This window comes from Oceanobacillus sp. FSL H7-0719, from assembly GCF_045040795.1.
Lineage (GTDB): Bacteria > Bacillota > Bacilli > Bacillales > Amphibacillaceae > Oceanobacillus.
This window is the reverse complement of record NZ_CP150301.1, coordinates 2713393-2737399: the sequence shown is the minus strand read 5'-3', so window position 1 is coordinate 2737399 and position 24007 is coordinate 2713393. Positions and strand designations below refer to the sequence as shown.

23 protein-coding genes, 1 pseudogene and 1 riboswitch are annotated in these 24007 nt (G+C 38.8%); of the genes and pseudogenes, 14 read left to right on the top strand and 10 right to left on the bottom strand.

The features are described 5' to 3' along the window. Positions 1-216 precede the first annotated feature (216 nt). Both NST93_RS13925 and NST93_RS13920 read left to right on the top strand, forming a co-directional pair. Positions 217-444 (top strand): hypothetical protein, encoded by a 228-nt coding sequence (locus NST93_RS13925; RefSeq protein ID WP_405098028.1) that lies wholly within the window; start codon positions 217-219, stop codon positions 442-444. Between the two features lie 126 nt (positions 445-570). Continuing rightward, complete coding sequence (locus NST93_RS13920; RefSeq protein WP_405098026.1) at positions 571-1212, top strand: hypothetical protein; 642 nt, start codon at positions 571-573, stop codon at positions 1210-1212. Positions 1213-1432: 220 nt separating this feature from the next. Here NST93_RS13920 and NST93_RS13915 read toward each other — a convergent pair whose 3' ends face one another. Then, positions 1433-2626, bottom strand: a complete 1194-nt coding sequence (locus NST93_RS13915; RefSeq protein ID WP_405098024.1) for an MFS transporter — start codon at positions 2624-2626, stop codon at positions 1433-1435. A 74-nt stretch (positions 2627-2700) separates the two neighbouring features. Further along, positions 2701-2801: riboswitch (purine riboswitch) on the bottom strand. Positions 2802-3142: 341 nt separating this feature from the next. Between NST93_RS13915 and NST93_RS13910 the strand changes: the two genes are divergently transcribed. After that, the gene (locus NST93_RS13910) at positions 3143-3739 is read left to right on the top strand and encodes a hypothetical protein (RefSeq protein ID WP_405098022.1); all 597 of its coding nucleotides are present in this window, start codon (positions 3143-3145) and stop codon (positions 3737-3739) included. A gap of 206 nt (positions 3740-3945) precedes the next feature. Here the strand turns inward: NST93_RS13910 and NST93_RS13905 are convergent, their stop codons facing one another. Both NST93_RS13905 and NST93_RS13900 read right to left on the bottom strand, forming a co-directional pair. Continuing rightward, positions 3946-4599, bottom strand: a complete 654-nt coding sequence (locus NST93_RS13905) for a lysozyme inhibitor LprI family protein (protein WP_405098020.1) — start codon at positions 4597-4599, stop codon at positions 3946-3948. 83 nt (positions 4600-4682) lie between these two features. Continuing rightward, positions 4683-6086 carry a right-handed parallel beta-helix repeat-containing protein gene (locus tag NST93_RS13900; protein WP_405098018.1) on the bottom strand — a complete coding sequence of 468 codons (1404 nt, stop codon included), beginning with the start codon at positions 6084-6086 and terminating at the stop codon, positions 4683-4685. Positions 6087-6453: 367 nt separating this feature from the next. Between NST93_RS13900 and NST93_RS13895 the strand changes: the two genes are divergently transcribed. Further along, the gene (locus NST93_RS13895) at positions 6454-6936 is read left to right on the top strand and encodes a nucleoside deaminase (RefSeq protein WP_405098016.1); all 483 of its coding nucleotides are present in this window, start codon (positions 6454-6456) and stop codon (positions 6934-6936) included. Positions 6937-7071: 135 nt separating this feature from the next. Here the strand turns inward: NST93_RS13895 and NST93_RS13890 are convergent, their stop codons facing one another. The 4 genes from NST93_RS13890 to NST93_RS13875 all read right to left on the bottom strand — a co-directional run bounded on the left by NST93_RS13890 (position 7072) and on the right by NST93_RS13875 (position 10886). Continuing rightward, entirely contained in the window at positions 7072-8076 is a 1005-nt protein-coding gene (locus tag NST93_RS13890; RefSeq protein ID WP_405098014.1) for a FecCD family ABC transporter permease, read from the bottom strand. Continuing rightward, positions 8073-9083: a FecCD family ABC transporter permease gene (locus NST93_RS13885; protein ID WP_405098012.1), complete on the bottom strand. Its 1011-nt coding sequence runs from the start codon at positions 9081-9083 to the stop codon at positions 8073-8075. The genes NST93_RS13890 and NST93_RS13885 overlap by 4 nt, the downstream gene beginning before the upstream one ends. A 101-nt stretch (positions 9084-9184) precedes the next feature. Then, complete coding sequence (locus tag NST93_RS13880; RefSeq protein WP_405098010.1) at positions 9185-10090, bottom strand: ABC transporter substrate-binding protein; 906 nt, start codon at positions 10088-10090, stop codon at positions 9185-9187. Then, positions 10044-10886: an ABC transporter ATP-binding protein gene (locus NST93_RS13875; protein WP_405098008.1), complete on the bottom strand. Its 843-nt coding sequence runs from the start codon at positions 10884-10886 to the stop codon at positions 10044-10046. Before NST93_RS13875 ends, NST93_RS13880 begins: the two co-directional genes overlap by 47 nt. A 144-nt stretch (positions 10887-11030) precedes the next feature. Here NST93_RS13875 and NST93_RS13870 point away from each other — a divergent pair. The 10 genes and pseudogenes from NST93_RS13870 to NST93_RS13825 form a co-directional block, all read left to right on the top strand. Then, positions 11031-12077: pseudogene (locus tag NST93_RS13870) on the top strand (NAD(P)/FAD-dependent oxidoreductase); the annotation flags it as partial. A 480-nt stretch (positions 12078-12557) separates the two neighbouring features. Next, entirely contained in the window at positions 12558-13382 is an 825-nt protein-coding gene (locus NST93_RS13865; RefSeq protein WP_405098006.1) for a M55 family metallopeptidase, read from the top strand. After that, positions 13375-14205: a serine hydrolase gene (locus tag NST93_RS13860; protein WP_405098004.1), complete on the top strand. Its 831-nt coding sequence runs from the start codon at positions 13375-13377 to the stop codon at positions 14203-14205. The genes NST93_RS13865 and NST93_RS13860 overlap by 8 nt, the downstream gene beginning before the upstream one ends. A 93-nt stretch (positions 14206-14298) precedes the next feature. Then, positions 14299-15231: an ABC transporter permease gene (locus NST93_RS13855; protein ID WP_405098002.1), complete on the top strand. Its 933-nt coding sequence runs from the start codon at positions 14299-14301 to the stop codon at positions 15229-15231. Position 15232: 1 nt separating this feature from the next. After that, entirely contained in the window at positions 15233-16186 is a 954-nt protein-coding gene (locus NST93_RS13850) for an ABC transporter permease (protein WP_405098000.1), read from the top strand. An 8-nt stretch (positions 16187-16194) separates the two neighbouring features. Continuing rightward, entirely contained in the window at positions 16195-17196 is a 1002-nt protein-coding gene (locus tag NST93_RS13845) for an ABC transporter ATP-binding protein (protein ID WP_405097998.1), read from the top strand. A 17-nt stretch (positions 17197-17213) separates the two neighbouring features. Continuing rightward, the gene (locus NST93_RS13840; protein ID WP_405097996.1) at positions 17214-18884 is read left to right on the top strand and encodes a peptide ABC transporter substrate-binding protein; all 1671 of its coding nucleotides are present in this window, start codon (positions 17214-17216) and stop codon (positions 18882-18884) included. Between the two features lie 106 nt (positions 18885-18990). Then, a complete protein-coding gene (locus tag NST93_RS13835) occupies positions 18991-19920 on the top strand; it encodes an LD-carboxypeptidase (protein WP_405097994.1) in 930 nt (309 codons plus the stop codon). Between the two features lie 55 nt (positions 19921-19975). Next, positions 19976-20923, top strand: a complete 948-nt coding sequence (locus tag NST93_RS13830) for an NlpC/P60 family protein (protein WP_405097992.1) — start codon at positions 19976-19978, stop codon at positions 20921-20923. 2 nt (positions 20924-20925) lie between these two features. Further along, the gene (locus NST93_RS13825; RefSeq protein ID WP_405097990.1) at positions 20926-21936 is read left to right on the top strand and encodes an ABC transporter ATP-binding protein; all 1011 of its coding nucleotides are present in this window, start codon (positions 20926-20928) and stop codon (positions 21934-21936) included. A 61-nt stretch (positions 21937-21997) separates the two neighbouring features. Here the strand turns inward: NST93_RS13825 and queF are convergent, their stop codons facing one another. From queF to queC, 3 genes are read right to left on the bottom strand one after another with little or no spacing between them, the layout of a single operon-like run. Then, entirely contained in the window at positions 21998-22486 is a 489-nt protein-coding gene (gene queF / locus NST93_RS13820; RefSeq protein WP_405097988.1) for a preQ(1) synthase, read from the bottom strand. A 30-nt stretch (positions 22487-22516) separates the two neighbouring features. Beyond that, on the bottom strand, positions 22517-23101 hold the full coding sequence (locus tag NST93_RS13815) for a VUT family protein (protein ID WP_405103896.1): 585 nt from the start codon (positions 23099-23101) through the stop codon (positions 22517-22519). A gap of 3 nt (positions 23102-23104) precedes the next feature. After that, the gene (gene queC / locus NST93_RS13810; protein WP_405097986.1) at positions 23105-23746 is read right to left on the bottom strand and encodes a 7-cyano-7-deazaguanine synthase QueC; all 642 of its coding nucleotides are present in this window, start codon (positions 23744-23746) and stop codon (positions 23105-23107) included. Between the last annotated feature and the right edge of the window lie 261 nt (positions 23747-24007).

Genomic DNA, 24007 nt, shown 5'->3' with positions numbered 1-24007 from the left:
AAACCTGCAATCTCGCTTGTCAATATACTTATTTGATATGCAATATCTATGATAATCGTCTCATTTCACGATAGTATAATTCTATATTTTAAAAAACGTGTTCTTTTCTATAAGTATAGAGGATTCGAAGAAAATATTGTATGAGAATTGTTAAATAGTAGAAATTTGAATCTTTTATTCTGTTTATATTTCGCTAAAATGCATTCTAGAGTTCAGATGCGTCCAAAGTTAATTTCAGATAGTTATTTAAAAGGTGTAACAATAGGCAAGCTAGCTGGTGAACTGCGTGAAATACTTGATCAAATGAAACGAATAGATTTTAAATTAGTAAGCGTTTATGATAACGCACCTGCAATTATTGAAATTGAAGTATTACTAGATTGTTTAACAAAAATAGTACTTGAATCTCTCTTGAATAATCACGGTGAATCTCATCATAAGTAAGCGATAACCGTACATAAAATTTAGTGAGCACTATAGAAACATAATCGACATTAGTGATAAGATAACACTTGATTGTAATTATTAATTATGGCCTTTTTGATTTAACAATTTAGGGGGAGGAAAAAAGTGGGGTTTATTGTTAAAAAGCTAATATTAATTGGTTCGTTAGGATGGGTGTTAGGTGCTTGTTCTGCTGCAACTGATACGGAAGAAAGCTCAGAGAATAAGACCGAAGTAGAGATGGCAGAAGCAGTTGAGGAAATTGAAGAAAGAGGTATTGTAGCCGACGAAATTACGACAACCTTCTATCCGGAAGTAACTAGATTAAGGCATCTTACCGAAGAAGACCTTGAGTGGTACGATATAATTATGACAAGATTAAATGCGATAGATGATTTCTCAGGTGATCGGGATACTGTATATGAGATAGCCGAAGAATACGGAGAAAACCCTGAAGAGCTATGGAATAATTGGTTAGAGATTGTTGACGCAAAATGGTACGGTGACAATGGGAATTATGCTATTTTGTCAGATGCCTCTAATGAATTATTCACTGAAATTATTGAAAAGAACATCATAGGGGAAGAGATAGAACTATCTAGTAGTGGATATAGTTCAGACGATGAAAATCTAACTACCTCTGTCCATCACACGCTATACGTAGATGGAGAATCTCACGAAATTTCCTATACAATTGAACATAGCGATAATTTTAAAGTTGCTGAAATAGTTGAGTTTAATGTTGACGGAGAAAAGATAGATTTATAGATATATTAAGTTTAATTGTCCTTGTAATTAGATTACTTCGATACTGTTAAAAACCTCATTTAGACATAACTTGGTGAACTTTATCATAAGTAAATACAATTTTTAGTGGATTCATTACCTCAGTTTAAATAAAAAAGCACCATTCAATTCAAAAATAAATTGAGTGGTGCCTTTTCTATTTCTTTTCCAATCTAATTATAATCGTTTAAATCTAAACGAATCACATATTCGACTCCTGTACTGCTGTCGGCACAGCAATAGTTTCTCTTACCTTTGTTTTTCTTGTTAAAGAAAAGACTGCACAAAGCAAGGAAAGGATCACAATAGCGCCTCCAAACCAGGATAGGTGAGATATCGTTCCAGTTTCATTTAACGCAATGCCGCCAAATGCTGACCCAAGGGAAATACCTATTTGTAATGCGGAGTTGCTAAAGCTTTGCTGAATGTCAGCTGTAGCAGGATCAGTTTGAATCAGGTAGCTTTGCTGCGGTGGCGACAGGCTCCAGCTTAGTGCTCCCCAAACCATCATAATTGGTAAAAATACAATAAGTGAAAATGTCATAAATGGCAATATGAATAGAATTACTGCAAATAAACTGATGACAACTATGATGCTTTTTTGTGCCCCAATTGAATCTGACAGAATTCCTCCGAATGCTCCACCACTTACTGCTGCGATACCAAATAGCAGATAGCAAATACTGATCCAGCTGGAATTCAGATGCAGTTCTGTTTCTAAAAATGGAGTGAAGTACGCATAGAGCGTATAATGTCCTGCTAATAAAAACATAGTCGCAAGATGTGCACTGCCTATTTTTAAGCTGGCAACAGCCTTTAATTGCTGCGAAAGTGGGATTGTCTTTTCTCCTTGAATTGGTTCAAAGAAGATGGAAATCAGTATGAAAGAACCTACTGATAAAATGGCAATTCCAAGGAAAATGATGCGCCAGCCAAATGCATCGGAAATCATAATTCCGAGCGGCACCCCCATCACGAGTGACGAGCTGATCCCCATATAAATGAGCCCTACAGCTTTTGCCCGATGTGTTGGCGGGACAATTTTTGCAGCAATGGTTAGAGACAATACGACGATAAGTGCAGTACTCATTGCGCTTAACACTCTTGCAATCATCATAAAGGTAAAATCTTGACTGAAATATGTCATAATATTACTGGCGAAAAAGATCAATAAAGAGATGAGATATAACTTTTTCCTTTCTATTTTGCTAGTTAATACAAGTAATACTGGACCGCAAATTGCGTAAATAAGTGCGAAAATGGTGATAAGCTGTCCAGCAGAGCTTAAGGAGACGTTTAAATCATTTGCGATAGTTGGAAGTATTCCACCAATGATTAATTCAACAAGTCCAACTGCCACAGTGGATAATGCGAGTATAAAAACTTTTATATTCATGTTCTGCTTTCTGTCCTTTCTAAGATGGTCTAATAAGGGAATTTTGGGTATAAAAAAATCCCGATTACAAAAAACGAATCGTGTTCGTTTTCTGTAATCAGGATTTTTATGGTTCCTGGTAGAGACCCCCAAGCCATATCCTTGAGGTTATACAGTACTATTAACTTTGCACCTAAAATAGTTTACTAGCTTTTGTCCCATTTTTCAAGTGTTAATTTTTTAATACATCGATTAGATACATAATCGGCTACACATATTAAATAAACCCAACAGTGAAATCAAACGAGACACATCAGCAGGTCGTTAATAACCCATTTCTACATACAGGGTGTTAATTATACTGATTTGATGGAAACAATAGTAACTCGGGACTAAGTACCCTTCGTGGATTACCAAAATTACCCTATAATAAAATGGGTTATATTCGAGTGAGAAATGATGTACCTTAAATAAGTGGAGAATTAACGTATGTCAGCCTTTCATAAAGAACATTAGATAGGTCAAAGGGGTAATGAAATGAATTTAAAGAACCAAGCAACTGGAAATGTGTTAAAAATATTTTTAATCATTTCGATGATATTAGGCGGTATTTTTATATTTACAAACTACTTTTATGTGTACTTTTATTATGAAGTCTATCTATCCATCGCCTGGATTGTTGAAGCTGTAAGCTATGCAAATATTATCATATGGTATATAACAAGTGTCGTTTATTTATTTTGGATTTATAAGGTACATGAAGATCTGAAGAATCTAGATGCATACTATCCGATCACACCATTAGGGGCAATCGCTAGAATCTTAATTCCGGTATATAATTTATATGGTTTATGGAATGTTTTCTCAACGATGTCTACACACTTTAAAGAACACGACAAAACTTTCAACTTGGGTAAAAAACTTGGCCTGTTTATTCCTATCTATTACATATTATTTCTCGGTACAGAAGTGATAAATCGCAATATTATCGCTGAACGTGTATTAAATATTCATATATATTTACTATCTTTTATTCTCGATTTAATCCTGCTGTTTATATATTTCTTAATGACAAAGAATATCTTAAAAGCATTGCCGATAGTTCTATCGAAACGCACAGAAAAGGCTTCATGAGTGTACACCTGGTACCGGATTTTTGATTAGATGGAGTATAAAGAAGAATCCTTATCTTGGCGACGTATCGCTGATAAGGGTTCTTCTCTGCAAAATGGAAATTTTATGGTTTATTCAGCAGACTTCAATACATTCCTCTGCTGCAATATATTATCCAAGACTTTAGGGCTCCCTATAGTCTCTAGTAAGCTGTTCTTTATTTCTATTTAATCTGTCATGTATTCGTTAACCAATTCATAACATCTTTCCTTTGTCGATTCGTACAAAGAGATATATAATGCAACATTCTCAAACGTTCCTCCATTATATTTTAGCCTTTCTTCCTCTGCAGTCTTTTCTTTCTGTTCTATCCATTTCATTTGTTCTGTTTTTAACTCGTTCATTATTTCAGGGGATAAATTCTCTTTTAGTAAAGCATAAATTTCGTTTAACTCTTTGTCATACATTTCGTACGAACGTCCATAATAGTTCTTCATAGCATTTGTTACACCTTTATCAGAATCTTTCTTTTCTGGCAAGGCATCAAGTTCTTTTTGAATGTTGTCTAGTCTTTCTATAAATTCTGTTCTTCTTCCTTCTATCTTCGTTACAGTATCAGCTGTTTTATCTTCTTCGAGTTCGTTTTCTTCCGTCTCAGCTGTTGCTTCTTCTGAAAGTGTATCATCGCTATTATCGGTGTTTGATGCCTTCTTGGAAGGGGAGTCAGTTGTCTGTGCTGCATCCTCTGTTTCTTCTGGTATACTTTCAGGTTCGGTCTGATCATTATTTGATTTGTCATCAGTCGAATTGCTGCAAGCAGACATTGCAACTAATAGAATAAGCAGTAAGGTCGCTGCAATTAGCGTCTTTCTCTTTTTCATTATCAAAACTCCAATCTCTTTTTTAAAGTACCATCTATCAATTACTTTAACATAACAGATGTTATTTCTTACCCGAATCGGTGTTATTTTAAAATTTTCATTGCTGGAGAATCCTCTTGCAGTTCGAAATCAAATTCGGCTTTGTTTTTATATCTTGGGTCTATATAACTTGATTGATCATCACTATTTGAAGCGGATTTGAAGGCGGGAAAAGATGCATAGTCCTTCTGTTTCCATACCCATAGACCAGCCTTTCCTTCTTCTTTATGATAAATATTCTTTTGAAGTTCATTTCCTTGATTGGCTGTAAAATAGTTAGCAATAAAGATACGTGATGGCCCAGCGGTCAGTATATTTTTCTCAATCACATTATTTCTAATATCATGCTGCAACAGAAGCTGTCCGCCATCTAATTCCTTCGTATCGTTACGATAAAGGATATTATGAGAGATTACAGAGTCAATCGTGCCACCGCGATTCTCGTCATAGCCACCTATTGATATACCTGTGTAATGGTTATTATATATAGCATTGTTTACAATATTTATATTTTCTGCATACCTGCCCGGATGTTCGGAAGTTGCCTCTATCCCTAAATCACATTGATAAATGGTATTTCTTTCGATGGAAATATTTTTCCCGCCGTCCACGTAAATACCACCAGCACTGTAATCATCTCCATAGGCAGGGTTGCCATAGGAAGAATTCTCATAGACAGTATTATTTTTTACTGTTCCATTTCTAACATAGTCTGCATTTTTATCAGCAGCAATACCTTCATAACCTATTAGATCAATCCCTATGTTATTATTTCGCCGAACCAAATTATTTTCTATAAGAAAGCCGTCAATATTTCCGTTAAGTACAACAGATTCACTGAAACCAAGTTTTAAGTCTTCTACCGTATTGTTCGCAATATGTATATCCTTCATTGGACTGGTGCCATAGATGGCTATTCCATGACCATTTCCGTTATCTGCATGGGTTTCAATGTGCTGTATATGATTATTGCTTATTTCTATATGACTGCTGGAGCCTGTTACATAAATTCCGATTACCGTTTCATCATCTAAATCAGTTGTTAAATCCTGTATCGTTAATCCATCAATGGTAATGTAGTTTTTATCCTTTACCTTAACAAGGGATGTATCACCTTCAGCATCTTCTAATTCCTCGCCACTGAGAATAACCTCTTCATTTTCATAGGCTTTGAAAATGACTGGCTTTGATTTTGTCCCGCTATGTTTAACAACGAGCTTTTCATAATACGTTCCTTTTCGGATGAACACAGTGGTACCCGTCTTGGCTTCAGAGGCTGCCTTTTCTATTGTGCGAAATGGTTTTGTTTTTGTACCATCATTTTGATCATTCCCTTTTAATGATACATATATAAAATTGGGATCTTCCTGCTCAGTATGATTCTGGTTTAGAGCAATTAGAATAATGATAACTATAGCAGACATAAGGATAAAGATAATTTTTTTCATATAATCATTTCCGCCTTAAAAAGTAAATTAGTAGTCTCTATTATCATACACGAAGGGGAAAGAGGCTGGAAAGAATTTTTAACTATCAACTTATAAAATTTATTTTTTTATGCAATGTTCTGTTTTGCCATCCATTAAGGTTAACCTTTGTTTAGGATAGCAAATCCACTGTTGGAGGATGAAAGAATGAAGGAATTCATCAAACAATCTTGTATCGTAAGCTCTTTTCTTTTACTGATCTAAACATGTACAGTGAGAATTGATTATATATTCGTTATACTAGAATGAAAAGGTAATCTTTTATAAGATTGTTCTTCTGCAACAGATATATTTAAGAAAAGTATTTAAATGCCAGGAGGAGATAATGATGATAACGGATACAGATATGAAGCACTTGAATCGCTGTGTTGAATTGGCAAAAGCTGCATTGGAAAAAGGCGACGAGCCGTTTGGTTCAGTCCTTGTTTCAGCTGAAGGAGAAGTACTCGCTGAAGACCATAACCACGTTGCAGGAGGGGACCATACACAGCATCCAGAATTTGCATTGGCGCGCTGGGCAGCGGAGAATATGACACTTGAAGCAAGAAGCAGGGCAACCGTATATACCTCAGGTGAACATTGTCCAATGTGTGCGGCAGCTCACGGATGGGTTGGTTTAGGACGGATTGTATATGCTAGTTCATCTGAACAGCTCGCGGAATGGCTGAGTGAAATGGATGTTGCCCCTTCTCGGGTTCGGAATCTGCCTATTCAGGATGTTATTCGTGATGCTACAGTGGATGGACCTGTTCCAGAGTTAGCGGAGCAAGTCAGGGAACTTCATGTTCAGCTTCACCAAAATAAAGGTTAAACATACGATGCTGAAAAACTATTAAATAGGCCGAGAGACATGCTCCCTCGGCTTTTCTTAATGAAGAAATACTAGTAAGCAGCTGTTACCTAGTATAGCGCTGATGAATACCCTAACGACATCAATCGTTCTATCTCACTTCTTCAACAACAAATAAACAAAATAAGGTGCACCAATCAACGAAACCATTATTCCAGCAGGTATTGTCGTATCAATCAGGTTCCTTCCAACTGTATCGGCAAATAACAGCAGCCAGCCGCCAATGAAGATAGCAACTGGAATAAACAGTTGGTTTCTCGGACCTACTAATGACTTCGCAATATGTGGTGCCATCAGACCAATAAAGCTGATTCCGCCTGTGACAGATACGGCCGCAGCGGCTAAAGCTACAGCTGTCAGAAGTAAAACAATGCGCTCCTTTTCTATGGAGACTCCAACACCAATAGCAACAGGGTCACTTAATTCTAAGAGATTTAGCCGATTTGCCTTATATAAGGTAAATGGAATCAAGATGACGAGCCAGGGAAGGAGAGCCAAAACGAATGGCCAATCTGTTCCCCAAATGTTTCCTGCTAACCATTTTGCGATAAAGTCAACCTTTGTTCGCTCTGCAGCTGAAATAATGACAATCATCGCCCCAGATAGTGCTGTTGCAAAGCCGACTCCTACAAGGACTAAACTTACAGGCTGCAGCCCATCTCGTTTACTATAGGCAAAAAGGTAAATAAAGCATGCTGTTATAATGGCGCCTATAAATCCAACAATTGGAATCATATAAACAAATGTCCCAGCTTCAATTGGGAAAAATAAAAAGAAAATGGCAATGGCAACCCCTGCGCCTGAATTAATTCCAATGATGCCTGGATCAGCTAAATTATTTCTTGTGATTCCTTGTAAAATCGCACCAGACAAGGCAAGCGCCATCCCTGCAAGCAGGGTAATTAATATGCGCGGCAGGCGAATCGAATACAGTATAAATTCCTCTTTCATACTGCCTTGTACGATAATGGTTTGCATGAGCCGATCAAAGGTTAAACTGGATGAGCCAATTCCCATGCTGACAATAACAGTAATAATAATGAGCAGAAGGGAAATGAATAAAATAATCCGCTGCTTTTTGATTAATGCTGGATGTATCATGATAGCGATTTTCCTCCTTTTCGGACGATAATCAGGAAGAATGGTAAACCAATCATAGAAATAATTGCAACAACAGGTGTTTCATATGGTGCGTTTAAAGTGCGCCCAATTGTATCGGCAAAAAGCATGAAAGTAGCCCCCACAATTGCCGACATTGGTAAAATAAACCGATAATCCGTTCCAACAATCGCCCGAACAATATGGGGAATCATCAGGCCAATGAATGTCATATTACCAACAAGAGCGACAGATGCGCCCGCAAGAATAATAATAACAATAAATAAAAGGATTTTAATTCTTAAGATGTTTTGCCCTAAGCCAATTGCTACTTCCTCATTTAAACTAAGAATGGTAAGTTGTTTGGAAAGGAATAGGGAAAGAACAAGCCCAATTACAATAAAGGGCACAATAATTTGCAGCTGTTTCCAATTCGTTCCAATCATTCCTCCTGCGGTCCACATGGAGATATCTTTAGAGGTTTTAAAATATAGCCCAATTCCTTCAGCAATAGCATATAAAAAGGCTGAAACAGCAGCTCCGGCTAATACAATGCGGAATGGGGAGAATCCCCCTCTTTTTATCGAATCAATACCAAAAACGAAGGTTGCACCGATAGCAGCGCCGATAAAACAGGCAACCATTGTCAAAAAATAATTGGCTGATGGAAGAAAAGCAATGGTAATCGATAAGGCGGCATAAGCTCCAGCAGTTAATCCAAGTAAACCCGGGTCAGCCAGTGGGTTTCTGGTTAAACCCTGCATGATTGCACCAGATACAGCAAGAGCGGCACCAACAAAGATTGCAGCTATTTCACGTGGCAAGCGAATATCACGAATTACTGAAATATGCTCACCTGATGCAGAACTTGTTAGAGCCAGCCATACATCTCTAACAGAGACATCTGCGGCACCATATATCATTGCAATGAAAAACATTCCGATGAAAATGGGAATGGCTAAAATGAATTTAAATGTAAATGAAGTAAAAAATAAGTGTTTTTTGGTCATGCCGATTACACTTGTCCTTTCACAAAATGGAAAAAGGGTTAACAGAAAAGGAAATCTGCGTAACATTCCTTTTGGCCAACCCTATCCCTATAAATCTCTGTTTAGTTCCCTAAAAATCCTTCTTTAAAGATTGCCAGTTGTTTTTCAAGTGTGACAGGATCATTGAATGAAGCCCCTTCACCTTGCATTTCAATTACATTTCCATTTTTCACAGCTGGAATGTTCTTGTATGTATCTGTTTCCTGGTAGGATGTATCTGCATCAGAGTATTTGCTCATCACAATATAATCTCCTGCAAACTCGGGAAGCACTTCAGCTGATAGTGTATAATATCCTGATTCTAATGCATTTTCCTTTACCTTTTCAGGCATTTTCAGATTCAATGTTTGATATAAGATTTCTGTTCCGCGTGCAAAGTCATCCCCGTACACATATAGTTCTTTTCCATATGCTTCGATTACAGATACGGTTGCATCTTCTCCAATTTTTGCCCGAATATCTTCTCCAATTTCACCTGCGCGCTGTTTAAAGTCTTCTACCCATTCTTTTGCTTCTTGTTCCTTGCTAAGCAGCTTTCCAATTTCGATATGCTGTGTCAGATAATCTACTTTTCCCCATGTGTAGGTAACTGTAGGTGCGATCTTTTCCAGCTTATCGAGATTATTTACGGTTGATAATGCGATAATTAAATCTGGTTCTAATTCCATTATTTTTTCGAGATTATCTTCGGACACTTCTTCCACATCTTTTAACTCCTCTGCAAAGGTTGGGTTGTTTTTAGACCACGTATCAACACCAACAACATTTACCCCCAAATGGATAACATTACCTGTATATCCTGACAGGATAACAACTCTTTGTGGGTCAGCTGGCACTTCAATTGGTCCTGTTTCAGATTGATATGTGACTGTCTCATCTGAAGTATTATCCTCCTTTGTTGCATCTGCATTGCTGCAAGCACTAACTAAAATTAGCAGCAGGAAATATGGGATAAGTCGTTTCTTCATGTTTATTTTCTCCTTTCAATAAGTTATAGGTCATACACATTGGCTTCTTTGTTCTTGGATCATGTCCGATAACAGCATCAATTTGAAATACGTCTCGGAGTACCCCTGGATTAATAATCTCTTGGGGCGTGCCGGCTTTTACGATTTCTCCATCTTTTAGCGCAATAAGATAGTCAGCAAAGCGAGCAGCTTGGTTTAAATCATGAAGCACCATGATAATTGTTCGGTTATGCTCTTCATTCAACTTCTGTAATAACTCTAAGACCTCAAGTTGGTGTGCCATATCTAAATAAGTTGTTGGCTCATCAAGAAAGATAATTTCCGTCTCTTGGACAAGTGTCATCGCAATCCATACTCGCTGACGCTGTCCTCCGGAAAGTGCATTAATCGGACGGTATTTAAATTCCGATGTGCCAGTAACTTCCAGAGCCCAATCAATGACTTCATAATCCTTTTTAGTTAAGCGCCCAAAGCCTGTTTGATAGGGGAATCTCCCGTAAGATATTAGTTCTCCAACAGTTAGACCAGCGGCACTTTCAGGTGTTTGCGGCAAAATAGCCATTTTTTTGGCCAAAGTCTTTGTGTTTTCTTTTGAAATATCTTTACCATCTAAAAGGACGGAGCCTGATTGATGTGGAATAATTCGTGTAATGGCTTTAAGCAGCGTTGATTTGCCACAACCATTGGATCCGATAATGGTTGTAATTTTCTTGTCCGGGATTTCTAAACTAAGATTCCTTACAATTAAGCGATTACCATAAGCAATTCCTAAATCCTCACTAGAAAGACGGATCATTTTTATGACCTCCATAATAAAATATGAAAATTAATACTGATAATGATTATCAATATCATTTATATGTGTTAATATATATTTAAAATTACAATGTGTCAATATTTATTAAATAATTTAAATACAATCTGGGGTGGAGAAATGGTAATGAAACAAGAGGATATATTTGATGTTATCGTTATTGGCGGCGGACCAGCAGGTTTGTACTCAACTTTTTATAGTGGACTGAGAGAAATGAAGACAAAGCTGATTGAATACCAGCCGAAGCTTGGGGGGAAAATCAATGTCTACCCAGAGAAGATGATCTGGGATGTTGGCGGGGTGCCGCCAGTTCCGGGGGAAAAGCTGATGGAGCAGCTGATTGAGCAGGGTTTAACTTTTGAACCGACTGTCGTATTAAATGAAAAGGTGGAAGCAATTTCCCGCAATTTGGAAGGAATTTTTGAATTGCGGGCTGCGTCTGGTCAGATACATTATTCGAAAACAGTCATTGTAGCTGTTGGGGGTGGAATTTTAAATCCGAAAAAGCTGGCGATTGAAGGGGCAGAAAGGTTTGAAGTGACGAATATACATTATACAATCACTTCACTTAAGAGATTTAAGGATAAGACCGTCATTATCTCGGGTGGCGGTAATACTGCGATTGACTGGGCAAATGAATTAGAGTCGATAGCGAAAAAGGTATATATCACTTATCGTAAAGAAAATCTATCTGGTCATGAAGCACAGGTTACCCAATTACTGAACAGCTCTGTTCATTGTCTTCCGCAAACAACGATTACGAAGCTGGCAGCCGATGAACATCATGAAAAAGTAGAAATGGTGGAACTTACAGAGCAAGAGACAGGCGAGAAATTATTCCTGAATATTGATGATGTAATCATTAATCACGGATATGAGCAGGATGCGAGTCTTTTGAAAAACAGTGAATTAAATATAGAAATGGAAGATGACTTTTATATTGCAGGCAGTTCCAATAGTGAGTCTTCTATTGAGGGCCTATATGGAGCGGGGGATATTATAAAGTTTAATGGCAAGCTGCATTTAATTGCCGGCTGTTTTCAAGATGCAGCAAATGCGGTGAATAAAGCAAAACAATATATTCAGCCAGCAGCAGAAGAATATGCGATGGTGTCATCACATAATGAAATCTTTGAAAAGAAGAACCGGGTGCTGGTGGAAGAAATGATGAAGGGTGAAATTTGTTGTAAGGAGTCGGTGGATGGCCGGAGCTGCAAAAAGGAGAACGAGGCTGTTGAAAATAGTGTTAGATGAAGAAGCAATTAACATCCCAAAATGATCTCCTCATTGATTAAATCTTAATAAAGTTATGGTAGAGACAGGAGAAAATAATACATCTTCTGTCTTTTTAATTCTATTGAAAGCGGATTTTAAAACTTAAAAATATAAATTATCTTGCAATTATTCAGTTTACAAGGTAAAATAACTTCAACATAATAGACGGATATATCAGAAAAATAAGTTTAATTACTTTTCACAAACCAGATAATAGATGAATAAATTCTGCACCATAACTTCTACACTTCGCAGCCCTGCATAGAAACAACCATTCATGTATATAAACACTCAGCCATATAATTAAATAAACAGTGGGACGCGAACTTCATGATTCCTAAAGTAAAATATAATATCCGTCCCCTAAGGAGACATGTTATGAAACTCTATTTATCAGTAGATATGGAAGGGATAACAGGCTTGCCTGACCAATCATTTGTCAGCGCTTCCAGACATAATTACGAGCGCGCCCGGAGAATCATGACTGAGGAAGCAAATTACGTCATAGAGGCAGCTTTTCAAGCCGGGTGCAGCAATGTTCTTGTAAATGACAGTCACAGTAAAATGAACAACATTTTAATCGATGAACTTCACCCGGATGCGGAGCTTATTTCAGGCGGTATCAAAACATACTCTATGATGCATGGGATAGACAGCAGCTTTGCAGGTGCGATGTTTATTGGTTACCATTCACGAGCGGGTATGCCAGGAGTGATGTCCCATTCCATGATTCATAAGATTCGTAATATCTATGTGAATGATATACAAGTAGGAGAAATAGGCATGAATGCGATGATTGCTGGATTCTATGGAGTCCCAGTTCTATTGGTATCTGGCGATAATGAGACAGCCAAAGAAGCTCGGGAACTCATTCCGAATGTTACGTCTGCGATTGTAAAGGAAGCAGTGTCCAGGTCGACGGTAAAAAGCTTAAGCCCAAAGAAAGCTGGTGCGCTTTTACAAAAGAAAGTGAAACAGGCTATTGAAAGCCGTAATCATACAAAGCCGCTCTTGCCTCCAGAAAGTCCCATGCTTAAAGTGGAGTTTACGAATTATGGTGCAGCTGAGCTGGCGCATATGATGCCTGGAACAGAGATTATTCCTGATACAACAATTGTTCACTACCATGCCAAAGACATTTTAGAGGCATATCGAGCTTTTCTCGTCATGATCGAACTTGCAGCTGGTGCGGAATATGCATAGAAATACAGTCGATAAGAGCGGATTAAAGCAGCTAACAGAGCGAATTGCCAACATAACGGAAATGACAGGAGGAACGTGGGGTATATCGTTATTTGATATTGACACAAAGGAGACATGGGAAGTAAACGAGCACCTTCCTTTTTATGCAGCCAGTGTTATTAAAATTCCAATTATGATTGCTGTATTTGCTGCAAGTTTGCGAGAGGAGATTAAACTCAGCAGCACGATGATGCTGAAGCGAGAGGATATCGTGGGTGGCAGTGGAGTCCTCCAGCATATGACACCCGGGACTGTATTTACTATTTATGATCTCGTTACCCTTATGATTATTCAAAGCGATAACACGGCAACGAACATGCTTATTGATTTAGTAGGAACGCATAACATTCAAGAGTCGATGAAAGATAGTGGTTTAGAAACAAGCAGATTTTACCATAAGATGATGCGTAAAGAAACGAATCAAAAAGAAACAAACAGGATTACAGCACATGAAATGACGAACATGCTTTTAAAAATTGCAATGGGAAAGGTCGTTTCTGCCGAGGCTTGTAGAGAGATGATAACGATTCTAAAAAAGCAGCAAATCCGGAATTCACTTCCTGTGAAAATCCCTGAATCAGACGAGCCTGTAAGCGGTGCTCCCAAACAATGGGAACTAGCGAATAAAACGGGAAATGTTTCTGGGTTCCGGCATGACATTGGCATCTTTTATGTTGAGAAGAGATGGTTTATTGCTTCCATCCTTTCCAAGGGAGTAAATGAACTTGATTCGCCAGAAGTAATCGGAAAAATTGGCTTATCGATTTATAACTATCTCAGGTAAGAAGCGAGGGACAGCCCATTCTCTGTCATTGGAATATTCAAAAGTGAAGGGGGATAACTCCCTCTGTCCTCTATGAGAAGGGAGTTTTAGACAATGCTTAAATATATTTTAAAAAAGCTCATCATCATGTTGATTACTCTATGGATTATCATAACATTAACCTTTGTGCTGATGGTGTCTATTCCTGGTTCACCATTTAATAGTGACAGCAGTTCGAATGAGATTGTTCAGCAAAATCTTGAAAGGCATTATAACTTGGATAAACCGCTGCATATTCAATATCTGCTTTATTTAAAATCAGTTATTACATTGGATTTTGGTCCTTCTATTAAACAGCCTAATCAAACAGTCAGTGATTTATTGGGAAAAGGATTTCCAATCTCAGCTGAACTTGGCCTGTTTACGATTCTTATAGCTGTCATATCGGGAATTGCCTTGGGGATTTTAGCAGCACTTCGGCATAATGGGTTCATCGATTATTTAGCAATGGGAATTGCGGTTCTCGGAATATCGATACCAAACTTTATTTTAGCAACACTGTTAATTCAGCAGTTGGCTGTGAATTGGGAGATATTCCCCGTCGCTACATGGAAAAGTCCGAAGCATATGGTGCTGCCAATTCTTGCTCTGGCAACCGGGCCGATGGCGATTATCGCCAGGCTTACAAGGTCAACCATGCTAGAGGTATTAACACAGGATTATATTAAAATGGCTCGGGCAAAAGGATTAACACCATGGAAGATCATTGTGAAACACGCACTAAGAAATGCTCTTATGCCAATTATAACGATTATGGGCACGCTGCTGGCTGGAATTATGACGGGATCTTTTGTTATTGAGCAGATTTTTGCGATACCAGGAATGGGGAAATACTTCGTGGAAAGTATTAACCATCGTGATTTCCCTGTCATTATGGGAACAACCGTATTTTATAGTGCCTTTTTGATTATGATGCTTTTCCTTGTTGATATCGTTTATGGAATAGTAGACCCAAGAATCAAAGTGTCGAAAAAGGAAGGGGAATAATATGAAATCGAATCAAAATCCCCAGCATACAGCAGAAGAAAATATACCCGATGAATGGTTTGTTTGGCGGAAAAAAAACATAGAAGAAATTGAACGAGTGGCAAGACCTTCCTTATCCTATTGGAAAGATGCATGGCAAAGATTGAGAAAAAATTATTTAGCAATGTCAGGTTTTGTATTTTTAGTATTATTAATATTTATGGCTGTTTTTGGTCCAATCCTTTCACCTTATGATGCAAGTACAGGGATATTATCTGAACAATATCAGCCCCCATCCACTGACCATTGGTTTGGAACAGACAGTGCGGGCCGTGACATTTTCACGCGAACCTGGGAAGGGGCGAGAATTTCTTTATTTGTAGGATTTATGGCAGCACTGATTGATGTTACGATCGGCATTATTTGGGGAGGTATCTCAGGATATAAAGGCGGCCGGACGGATAATGTGATGATGCGGATTATTGAAATTTTATATGGGATTCCGTATTTATTAGTAGTGATCCTGTTGCTTGTTGTTATGGGACCGAGTTTAATGACCATTATTATCGCGTTGACAGTCACAGGCTGGGTAGGCATGGCCAGGATTGTACGTGGTCAGGTTCTGCAAATTAAGAACTATGAATATGTGCTTGCATCGAAATCATTCGGAACGAACACCTCGAGAATCATACGAAAAGGACTCCTTCCGAATACAATGGGGCCAATTATCGTTCAAATGACGTTAACTGTACCATCGGCTATCTTTGCTGAAGCATTTCTCAGCTTTATTGGACTTGGAATATCCTCGCCTAATGCAAGCTGGGGTGTAATGGCCAGTGATTCATTAGGGGCTATTCTTTCTGGAAATTGGTGGACATTATTCTTCCCGGCATTCTTTATCTCCTTTACAATGTTTGCTTTTAACGTGCTGGGTGATGGATTACAGGACGCCTTGGATCCGAAATTAAGAAAGTAGGGGTAGTGATGGATAAAATTCTTGATGTAAAAGATCTGCATGTCACTTTCACAACTTATGGTGGTACTGTACAAGCTGTTAGAGGGGTGGACTTCCATCTTAATAAAGGAGAGACACTGGCAATTGTAGGGGAATCAGGATGTGGAAAAAGTGTAACCTCCAATGCTGTTATGAAACTGATTCCTTCACCGCCAGGTAAAATCACCAGCGGGAGAATCCTGTTTAATGGCCAAGATATAACGAAATTACATGAAAAGAAAATGCGCTCGATTCGGGGTGTAAACATTTCGATGATTTTTCAAGATCCAATGACTGCTCTGAACCCCACCTTAACGATTGGAACACAGCTAATGGAAGGGGTAAAACAGCATTTGCGTATATCGGATAAAGAAGCAAGAGAGCGTGCCCTGGAAATGATGCATCTGGTTGGAATACCTAATCCGGAAGAACGTCTCAAACAATATCCACATCAATTTAGCGGCGGTATGCGGCAGCGTATTGTGATTGCAATTGCACTTATTTGCGAACCGGAGCTTTTAATTGCTGATGAGCCAACGACAGCACTTGATGTGACCATTCAAGCACAAATCTTAGATCTCTTTGAAAAAATTCAAGAGGTAAAGGGAGTATCGATTATCCTCATAACGCATGACTTAGGAGTGGTTGCAAAAATTGCCAATCGCATCGCCGTCATGTACGCAGGGAAAATTATTGAAACAGGAACAAAGCGGGAAATTTTTTATAACCCGCAGCATCCATACACAAAGGGGTTACTTCATTCTGTGCCGCGCTTGGATACGAAAGGAAAACTAAAACCAATTGAAGGAACACCACCAGATTTATTTTCACCTCCAAAAGGATGTCCATTTACTGCGAGATGTCCAATGGCGATGGAGGTGTGTAATAAAGTATACCCGGGTTCTACAACGCTAAGTGATTCCCATTCTGTGGATTGCTGGCTGCAGGATGCCCGGGCGAAAAAACTAATGGCCACCATGGTCACAAATTAATTATAGGGGGGATAAGCATGAATAAAAGGTTTCTTTTTTTGCTGATCGCAATAATGACAGCATTTCTTCTTGCTGCATGTACTGCTACAGAAGATACGGGTGAGGATCCAAAGGACCAGGACCAGACTGGTAAAGGTGAAAAGGAAGAGGAAGAAGAAACAACGGATAAAACAGAACTTGATGAAAGTGTACTCCGGTTAAATAATGGCACGGAACCAACATCATTGGACCCATCTATCGGGTTTGACGCAGTATCATGGGATCCGCTGAACAACTTAATGGAAGGTTTAACCCGTTTAGACCTCGAACATCGTGCGGGTCCGGGGGCAGCGGAGAACTGGGATATTTCTGATGATGGACTAACGTACACATTTCATTTACGAGAAGATGCAAGATGGTCCAATGGCGACCCTGTTGTAGCGGCAGACTTTGAGCATGCATGGAAGTATATGCTGGACCCTGAAACAGCATCACCAGCTGCATTTTTAGCCTATTTCATTGAAGGGGCTGAGGATTATAACAGTGGAGAAGGTTCTGTTGATGATGTCAATGTGACCGCAATTGATGAGAAAACATTGGAAGTGGGATTAGCACAGCCAACGGGTTTCTTCCTTGATGTGTTAACCAATCCGGCATTTTTCCCAATCAACCATAAAGTAGCTGATGAAAATCCGAAATGGCATGCAGAAGCAGAAACGTTTGTTGGAAATGGCCCTTTCAAATTGGAATCATGGAGTCACGATGAAGAGATGATATTTGCGAAGAATGAGCATTATTGGGATGCAGAAGCTGTGAAGTTAGAAAAGATACACTTCGCAATGGTGAATAATACGAATACACAATATCAGATGTATGAAGCAGGAGAGCTGGATACAGCAAGTATTCCGCCTGAACTTTCAGACCAATTAATTGACGGAGATAATGTATTCATTGGACCTTATGGTGGAATAGAATTTTTCCGCTTTAATCTGGAGATGGAACCATTTCAAAACAAGAAAATCCGTCAAGCATTTTCATACGCGATTAACCGTGACGATATAGCTGAATTTGTTGTGAAAAATGGTGTTGAACCTGCATATGGCTTTATCAACCCAGGTTATACAAGTCCAACTGGTGATGATTTCCGTGATGTGAATGGTGATCTTGTAGCTTTTGATCCAGACAAGGCGAAAGAACTACTTAGCGAGGGGCTGGCTGAAGAAGGCTATGATGAATTGCCGGAAATTACATTAAGCTACAATACGAGTGATACGAATAAGGCCGTAGCAGAGGCTATACAAGGTATGTTTAAAGAGAACTTGGATATTGAAGTTATACTTGAAAACCAAGAATGGAATGTATTTGCTGAAGCGCAGCAAGCATTAGAATTACAATTCTCCCGGAGTTCATTCATTAATGACTACAATGACCCAGTCAACTTCCTGGAAAGCTTTATTACGGATTCTTACATGAACCGTACTGGGTTTTCTAATGCAGATTATGATGAATTAATTGCCAAAGGAAGATCGGAGACGGATGAAGAAGCGCGCTGGGAAAATTTATACGAAGCTGAAAAACTGCTGGCAGAAGAAATGATTGCTGTACCGATAAGATACTACAACACAGTCGTGCTTGAAGCGGATGAAGTGGAAGGAATTCTTCGCCATCCAGTCGGATATTTTGATTTGAAGTATGCTGAAAAGAAATAGACATGGCTGCGCGGATAATTTACGCATTCATCTCTATTAGAAAATGGCTCATCAACATGATGAGCCGATTCCTTTTCATTAATTGACATAGAAAGCAGGGATTTATATGCTGCAGCCAAATGCTTTAAAAATGGGCGATACGATTGGTGTAATTGCTCCTGCAAGTCCTCCAAATACAAAGCACCTCGAAAAGGCTATTCCTTTTTTCACTAATCTTGGTCTCCGTGTGAAATTGGGAAAAAATATTGGTAAAGTAAATGGCTATTTAGCTGGGACGGATGAAGAACGGTTAGCTGACTTACATGGCATGATAGCTGATGATGAAGTGAAGGCAATTATTTTCGCATGTGGCGGGTATGGTACAGCCCGAATTGCCTCATCACTAAACTATGATTTAATTGCCGCCAATCCGAAAATTATCTGGGGTTATAGCGACATAACATACCTGCACACAGCTATTAGACAAAATACCGGGCTTGTTACCTTTCATGGTCCGATGCTTGCTTCAGATATAGCAGACTCAGACTTTTCCTCCGTATCTGCAAATTCTTTTAAGCAGCTATTTGAACCAACGGAATTACAATATAACGATAGTCTCTCTTCATTGGACGTCTTAGCGGAAGGAGAGAGTACGGGAAAGTTGACAGGTGGAAACTTAACATTACTTACAAGTTCCTTGGGAACAGAATATGAAATAGATACAGCAGGAAAAATTCTGTTGATCGAAGATACGGATGAACAGCCTTATCGAGTTGATTCCATGCTGAACCAGTTAAGACTTGCGGGGAAACTTAATCAGGCAGCTGGAATTGTTGTGGCAGACTTTGCTAAAGCGGAACCTAAAAAAGATCCGTCCCTGAGCTTAGAAGAAATATTTCAGTATTATCTAAGTAATTTATCATGTCCGGTAATGAAAGGTTTTAAAATCGGCCATTGTTCACCGAACTTTGGTGTACCACTTGGCATAGAAGCAACACTTCGAACAAAAGATAAGACATTGTCCATTATGCCGGGAGTAGTAAGGCATAGAGATTGAGGATGACATTTATCTTCATTCATTTATATCGAGACAGAAGGAAGGAGCGAAAAGAATGTTTAAACATGCATTTCAACTTCCGGATAGATTCCATGTAGCAGCAGTTCAAGTAGCTACTGTGTGGACCAATCCAGAGTCTGCTAGACAGATAGACCAACTTGCAGCAGGTGAAGCTGCTGATATGGAAGAGTGGTTAGGAAATCTATCACAAGAAGAAAAGCTTGCATTATGTGAGGACAGCCGTATACAGACCCAAGTTTTGTATGGAGAAGCAGTTATTATTACAGAAGTGAAAGGCGACTGGGCAAAGGTGATCATTCCAAGTCAGCCATCTAATAAAGATAAAAATGGTTATCCAGGCTGGATTCCATTGCAGCAATTAAAAATAATGAGGCGTGATGAGTGGGTCCGTCCTCAAATGGCAGCGATAAAGCAGAAGCATGCTTGGCTTGAAAGTGAGAACGGGAAAAAATTAATCCGACTTAGTTATATGACATGTTTACCAGTAGAGGATGTTAAAGCTTCTAAGGTAGAGGTTGTTACACCACAAGGTAAGGGATACCTTCCAAAGGATGCAGTTGAAGTTTTTAGGACGGCTTATGGCGGGGAACAGAGAGATGGATCGAATATTATTAAAGAAGGAGAGCAATACATCGGTCTGGAGTATCTTTGGGGCGGGATGAGTGCTTTTGGATATGACTGTTCCGGTTTTGCTTATGCAGTACACAAAGCAAATGGCTATCGAATTGCCCGTGATGCATCTGACCAGGCTGCAGAGGGAAGAAGGGTTCCGCTTGATGAAGTTATGCCAGGGGATTTGCTGTTTTTTGCTTATGAAGAAGGCAAAGGGAATATTCATCATGTAGGAATTTATTATGGAGAGGGCAAGATGCTGCATTCCCCATCAACTGGCAGAGGAATTGAGATTGCTCATTTGGCAGGAACAGCATATGAGCGTGAGCTTTGCATTGCGAGACGATATTGGGAAGCGGGAGCTGTGTAAGAATGTCAAATAGAAAAATAGTAGAAATCAAAAATTTGTATAAACATTTCACTCTTGGAAAAGGTCAAATTCTCCAAGCAGTTAATGGTGTAACATTTCATATTAATAAAGGAGAAACCTTCGGGCTGGTCGGTGAATCAGGTTGTGGAAAATCAACAATCGGAAGAACAATTATCGGACTTTATAATCGGACGGATGGGGATGTTCTATTCGATGGGCAAAATGTACATGAACTTAGTGAAAAAAAATTATTTAAACTCCGTGAGAATATGCAAATGATTTTCCAGGATCCGTATGCTTCACTAAATCCACGTTCCACCGTGCGTGAGGTAATTTCCGAACCAATGGAAGTTCATAAACTATATAAAAGAAAAAAAGACCAAAATGAAAGAGTCTGCCAGCTGTTAGAGGAAGTTGGCTTAAATAGGGACCATGCCAATCGCTATCCTCATGAATTTAGTGGCGGCCAGCGCCAGCGTATTGGGATTGCACGGGCACTGGCTCTCAATCCAGATTTCATTATTGCTGATGAACCAATATCAGCCTTGGATGTTTCTGTCCAGGCTCAGGTAGTGAATCTATTAAAACAGCTACAGAAGGAAAAAGATATTACGTTTCTTTTTATTGCACATGATCTTTCTATGGTGAAGCAAATATCTGATCGAATTGGTGTGATGTATTTAGGGAATATGGTAGAGCTGACGGAGAGTGAAAACCTTTACGAAAAACCACTTCACCCATATACAAAAGCACTGTTATCTGCCATTCCGATTCCTGACCCGGATATTGAAGAAGCACGTGAACGAATTATCCTGCAAGGTGAACTGCCAAGCCCAATTAACCCGCCAAGCGGCTGTGTATTTCGTACGCGATGTCCGTATGCCATGGACATCTGTGAAAAGGAAAAGCCGGAGTGGCAGGAGGCAGAAAACAACCACTTTGTAGCATGCCATTTATATAATAAGGGTGTGAAAGAGGATAAGGGGAACGAACCTGTTGTTCATGTAAGGTGATGAATTACAATATAAGAATACAAGAAAAAAGCACACAATGGAGCATGTGTGCTTTTCGATGCTATCTGTTATCTACCTTCTCTGGGTAAAGGTCATGCTGCATAAGTCTTTGATTCGCCATATCCTCAAACATTGTACCTGGCTTGCCATAATTGCAATAGGGGTCAATTGATATTCCACCACGTGGTGTAAATTTTGCCCACACTTCGATATATCTTGGATCCATAAGGTCAATCAAATCTTTCATAATTAGATTAACGCAATCCTCATGAAATGCTCCATGGTTTCTAAAGCTGAACATATATAACTTTAATGATTTACTTTCAACCATTCGTTTGTCAGGAATGTAGGAAAGATAAATGGATGCAAAATCTGGCTGACCAGTCATTGGACACAAGCTTGTAAATTCGGGAATATTGAATTTTACAAAGTAATTGTTTTCCTGATGCTGATTCTCAAATGTTTCCAGCACAGTTGGATCGTAATCATCCTTATATACTACATTTTGATTTCCTAATAAAGTAAGATCTTTCGTATCGCTCTTTTTCATAAATTATTCTCCTCTATACTATTTCTATTATTATTTTCCTGCCTGTAATGATTGTGTTTCTGTATATTCAAAGTCTGTTATATTCGGTTCATATATTCCTAACTTCATAACAAAGTGTCTTATCCCTCCGGCAACAATTAACTGCATAAGTACCTTGGCAACCCATTGTCCTGCAATTGCATAGGGGACTAAATCCCATGAAACATAACCTAAGCCTAGAGGTCCAATCCCGATAATGACAAATACGGAGGAATCAAAAAAACCGGCAACAATTCCTGAAAACATCACCCGTTTTACAAAAGGTAGCTTCAATCGTGTATAGATTTCTGTATCTGCTGTCTCAGAAATAATAAAACTTAAAGTTGATGCAAATACAACCCATAATTCATCCCCAAGCAAATGGCTGGTAACTGCTGAAAGTGCCAATGCAGCAACAATCCACATGTATGTTTTCTTTCTGCCATACTTATTCTGCACCATATCGCGCATAACAAGCGTAAGTCCGATAAACAATGTTCCATAAGGGATGATAAATAATCCAAGATGGAGTGGCGCGAATTTCGCAGTAATAACGTTTGCTATTATAATAGATAATAGGTATATGAGAATTCTCAGCATTTACATCCCTCCTGCTAGATAGGCATCTAAGCCTTGTTTTCTTAATTTACAAGAAGGACATGATCCGCAGCCATCGCCAATGATTCCGTTATAGCATGTTGTGGTATGGACTTTGATATATTCTAATCTCCCCATTCTATCGGCCATTTCCCATGTTTCTGCTTTGTTTTTCCACATTAATGGAGTATGGATGTGGAACTGATCATCCATAGCAAGATTCAGTGTTTGATTCAACGACTGAATAAAATCGTGGCGACAATCCGGATAACCACTAAAGTCTGTTTCACTTACACCGGTGATCAGATGTCTTGCGCCAATCTGTTTTGCGTAAATAGCTGCAAATGACAGGAAGATGTGGTTGCGCCCCGGCACAAAAGTATTAGGCATTTTACCGCTGTCATCGATATCCATATCCATTCGAGTCATCGCGTTTGTGGTCAGTTGAGAGAGCAGCTTCAGGTTTAAAACCGTATGTTTAACCCCAAAATCATTGGCTATCTTCTCTGCTGAGTCCAGCTCGGAAATATTTCTTTGGCCATACAAAAAAGTGATGGTTTCAACGTAATCGAACTTCTCCAATGCCCATAGGAGACATGTCGTTGAATCTTGCCCACCACTAAATATGACTACTGCTTTTTCCATATGTAATTCCTCCCTAGTTTTTATTTAAGAGGGGATGGTTTCGAACCCTCTGTATAATAGTATAATCGAAATATCCTAAAAAGGCAGTATCCAACTGGGGTACTGCCTTTTTAAGAAGTTATTTTCTTTTATTGAATCAATCTTCTATTCTTTCATGCTGCTATTGCTTCTTCTTGCTGTACGATTTTTCCTGTTTAGCTCTGTATATTATTAAATCTATAAGTAATAAACTATTCAGATTCATTGTGTAATTAATTTCCT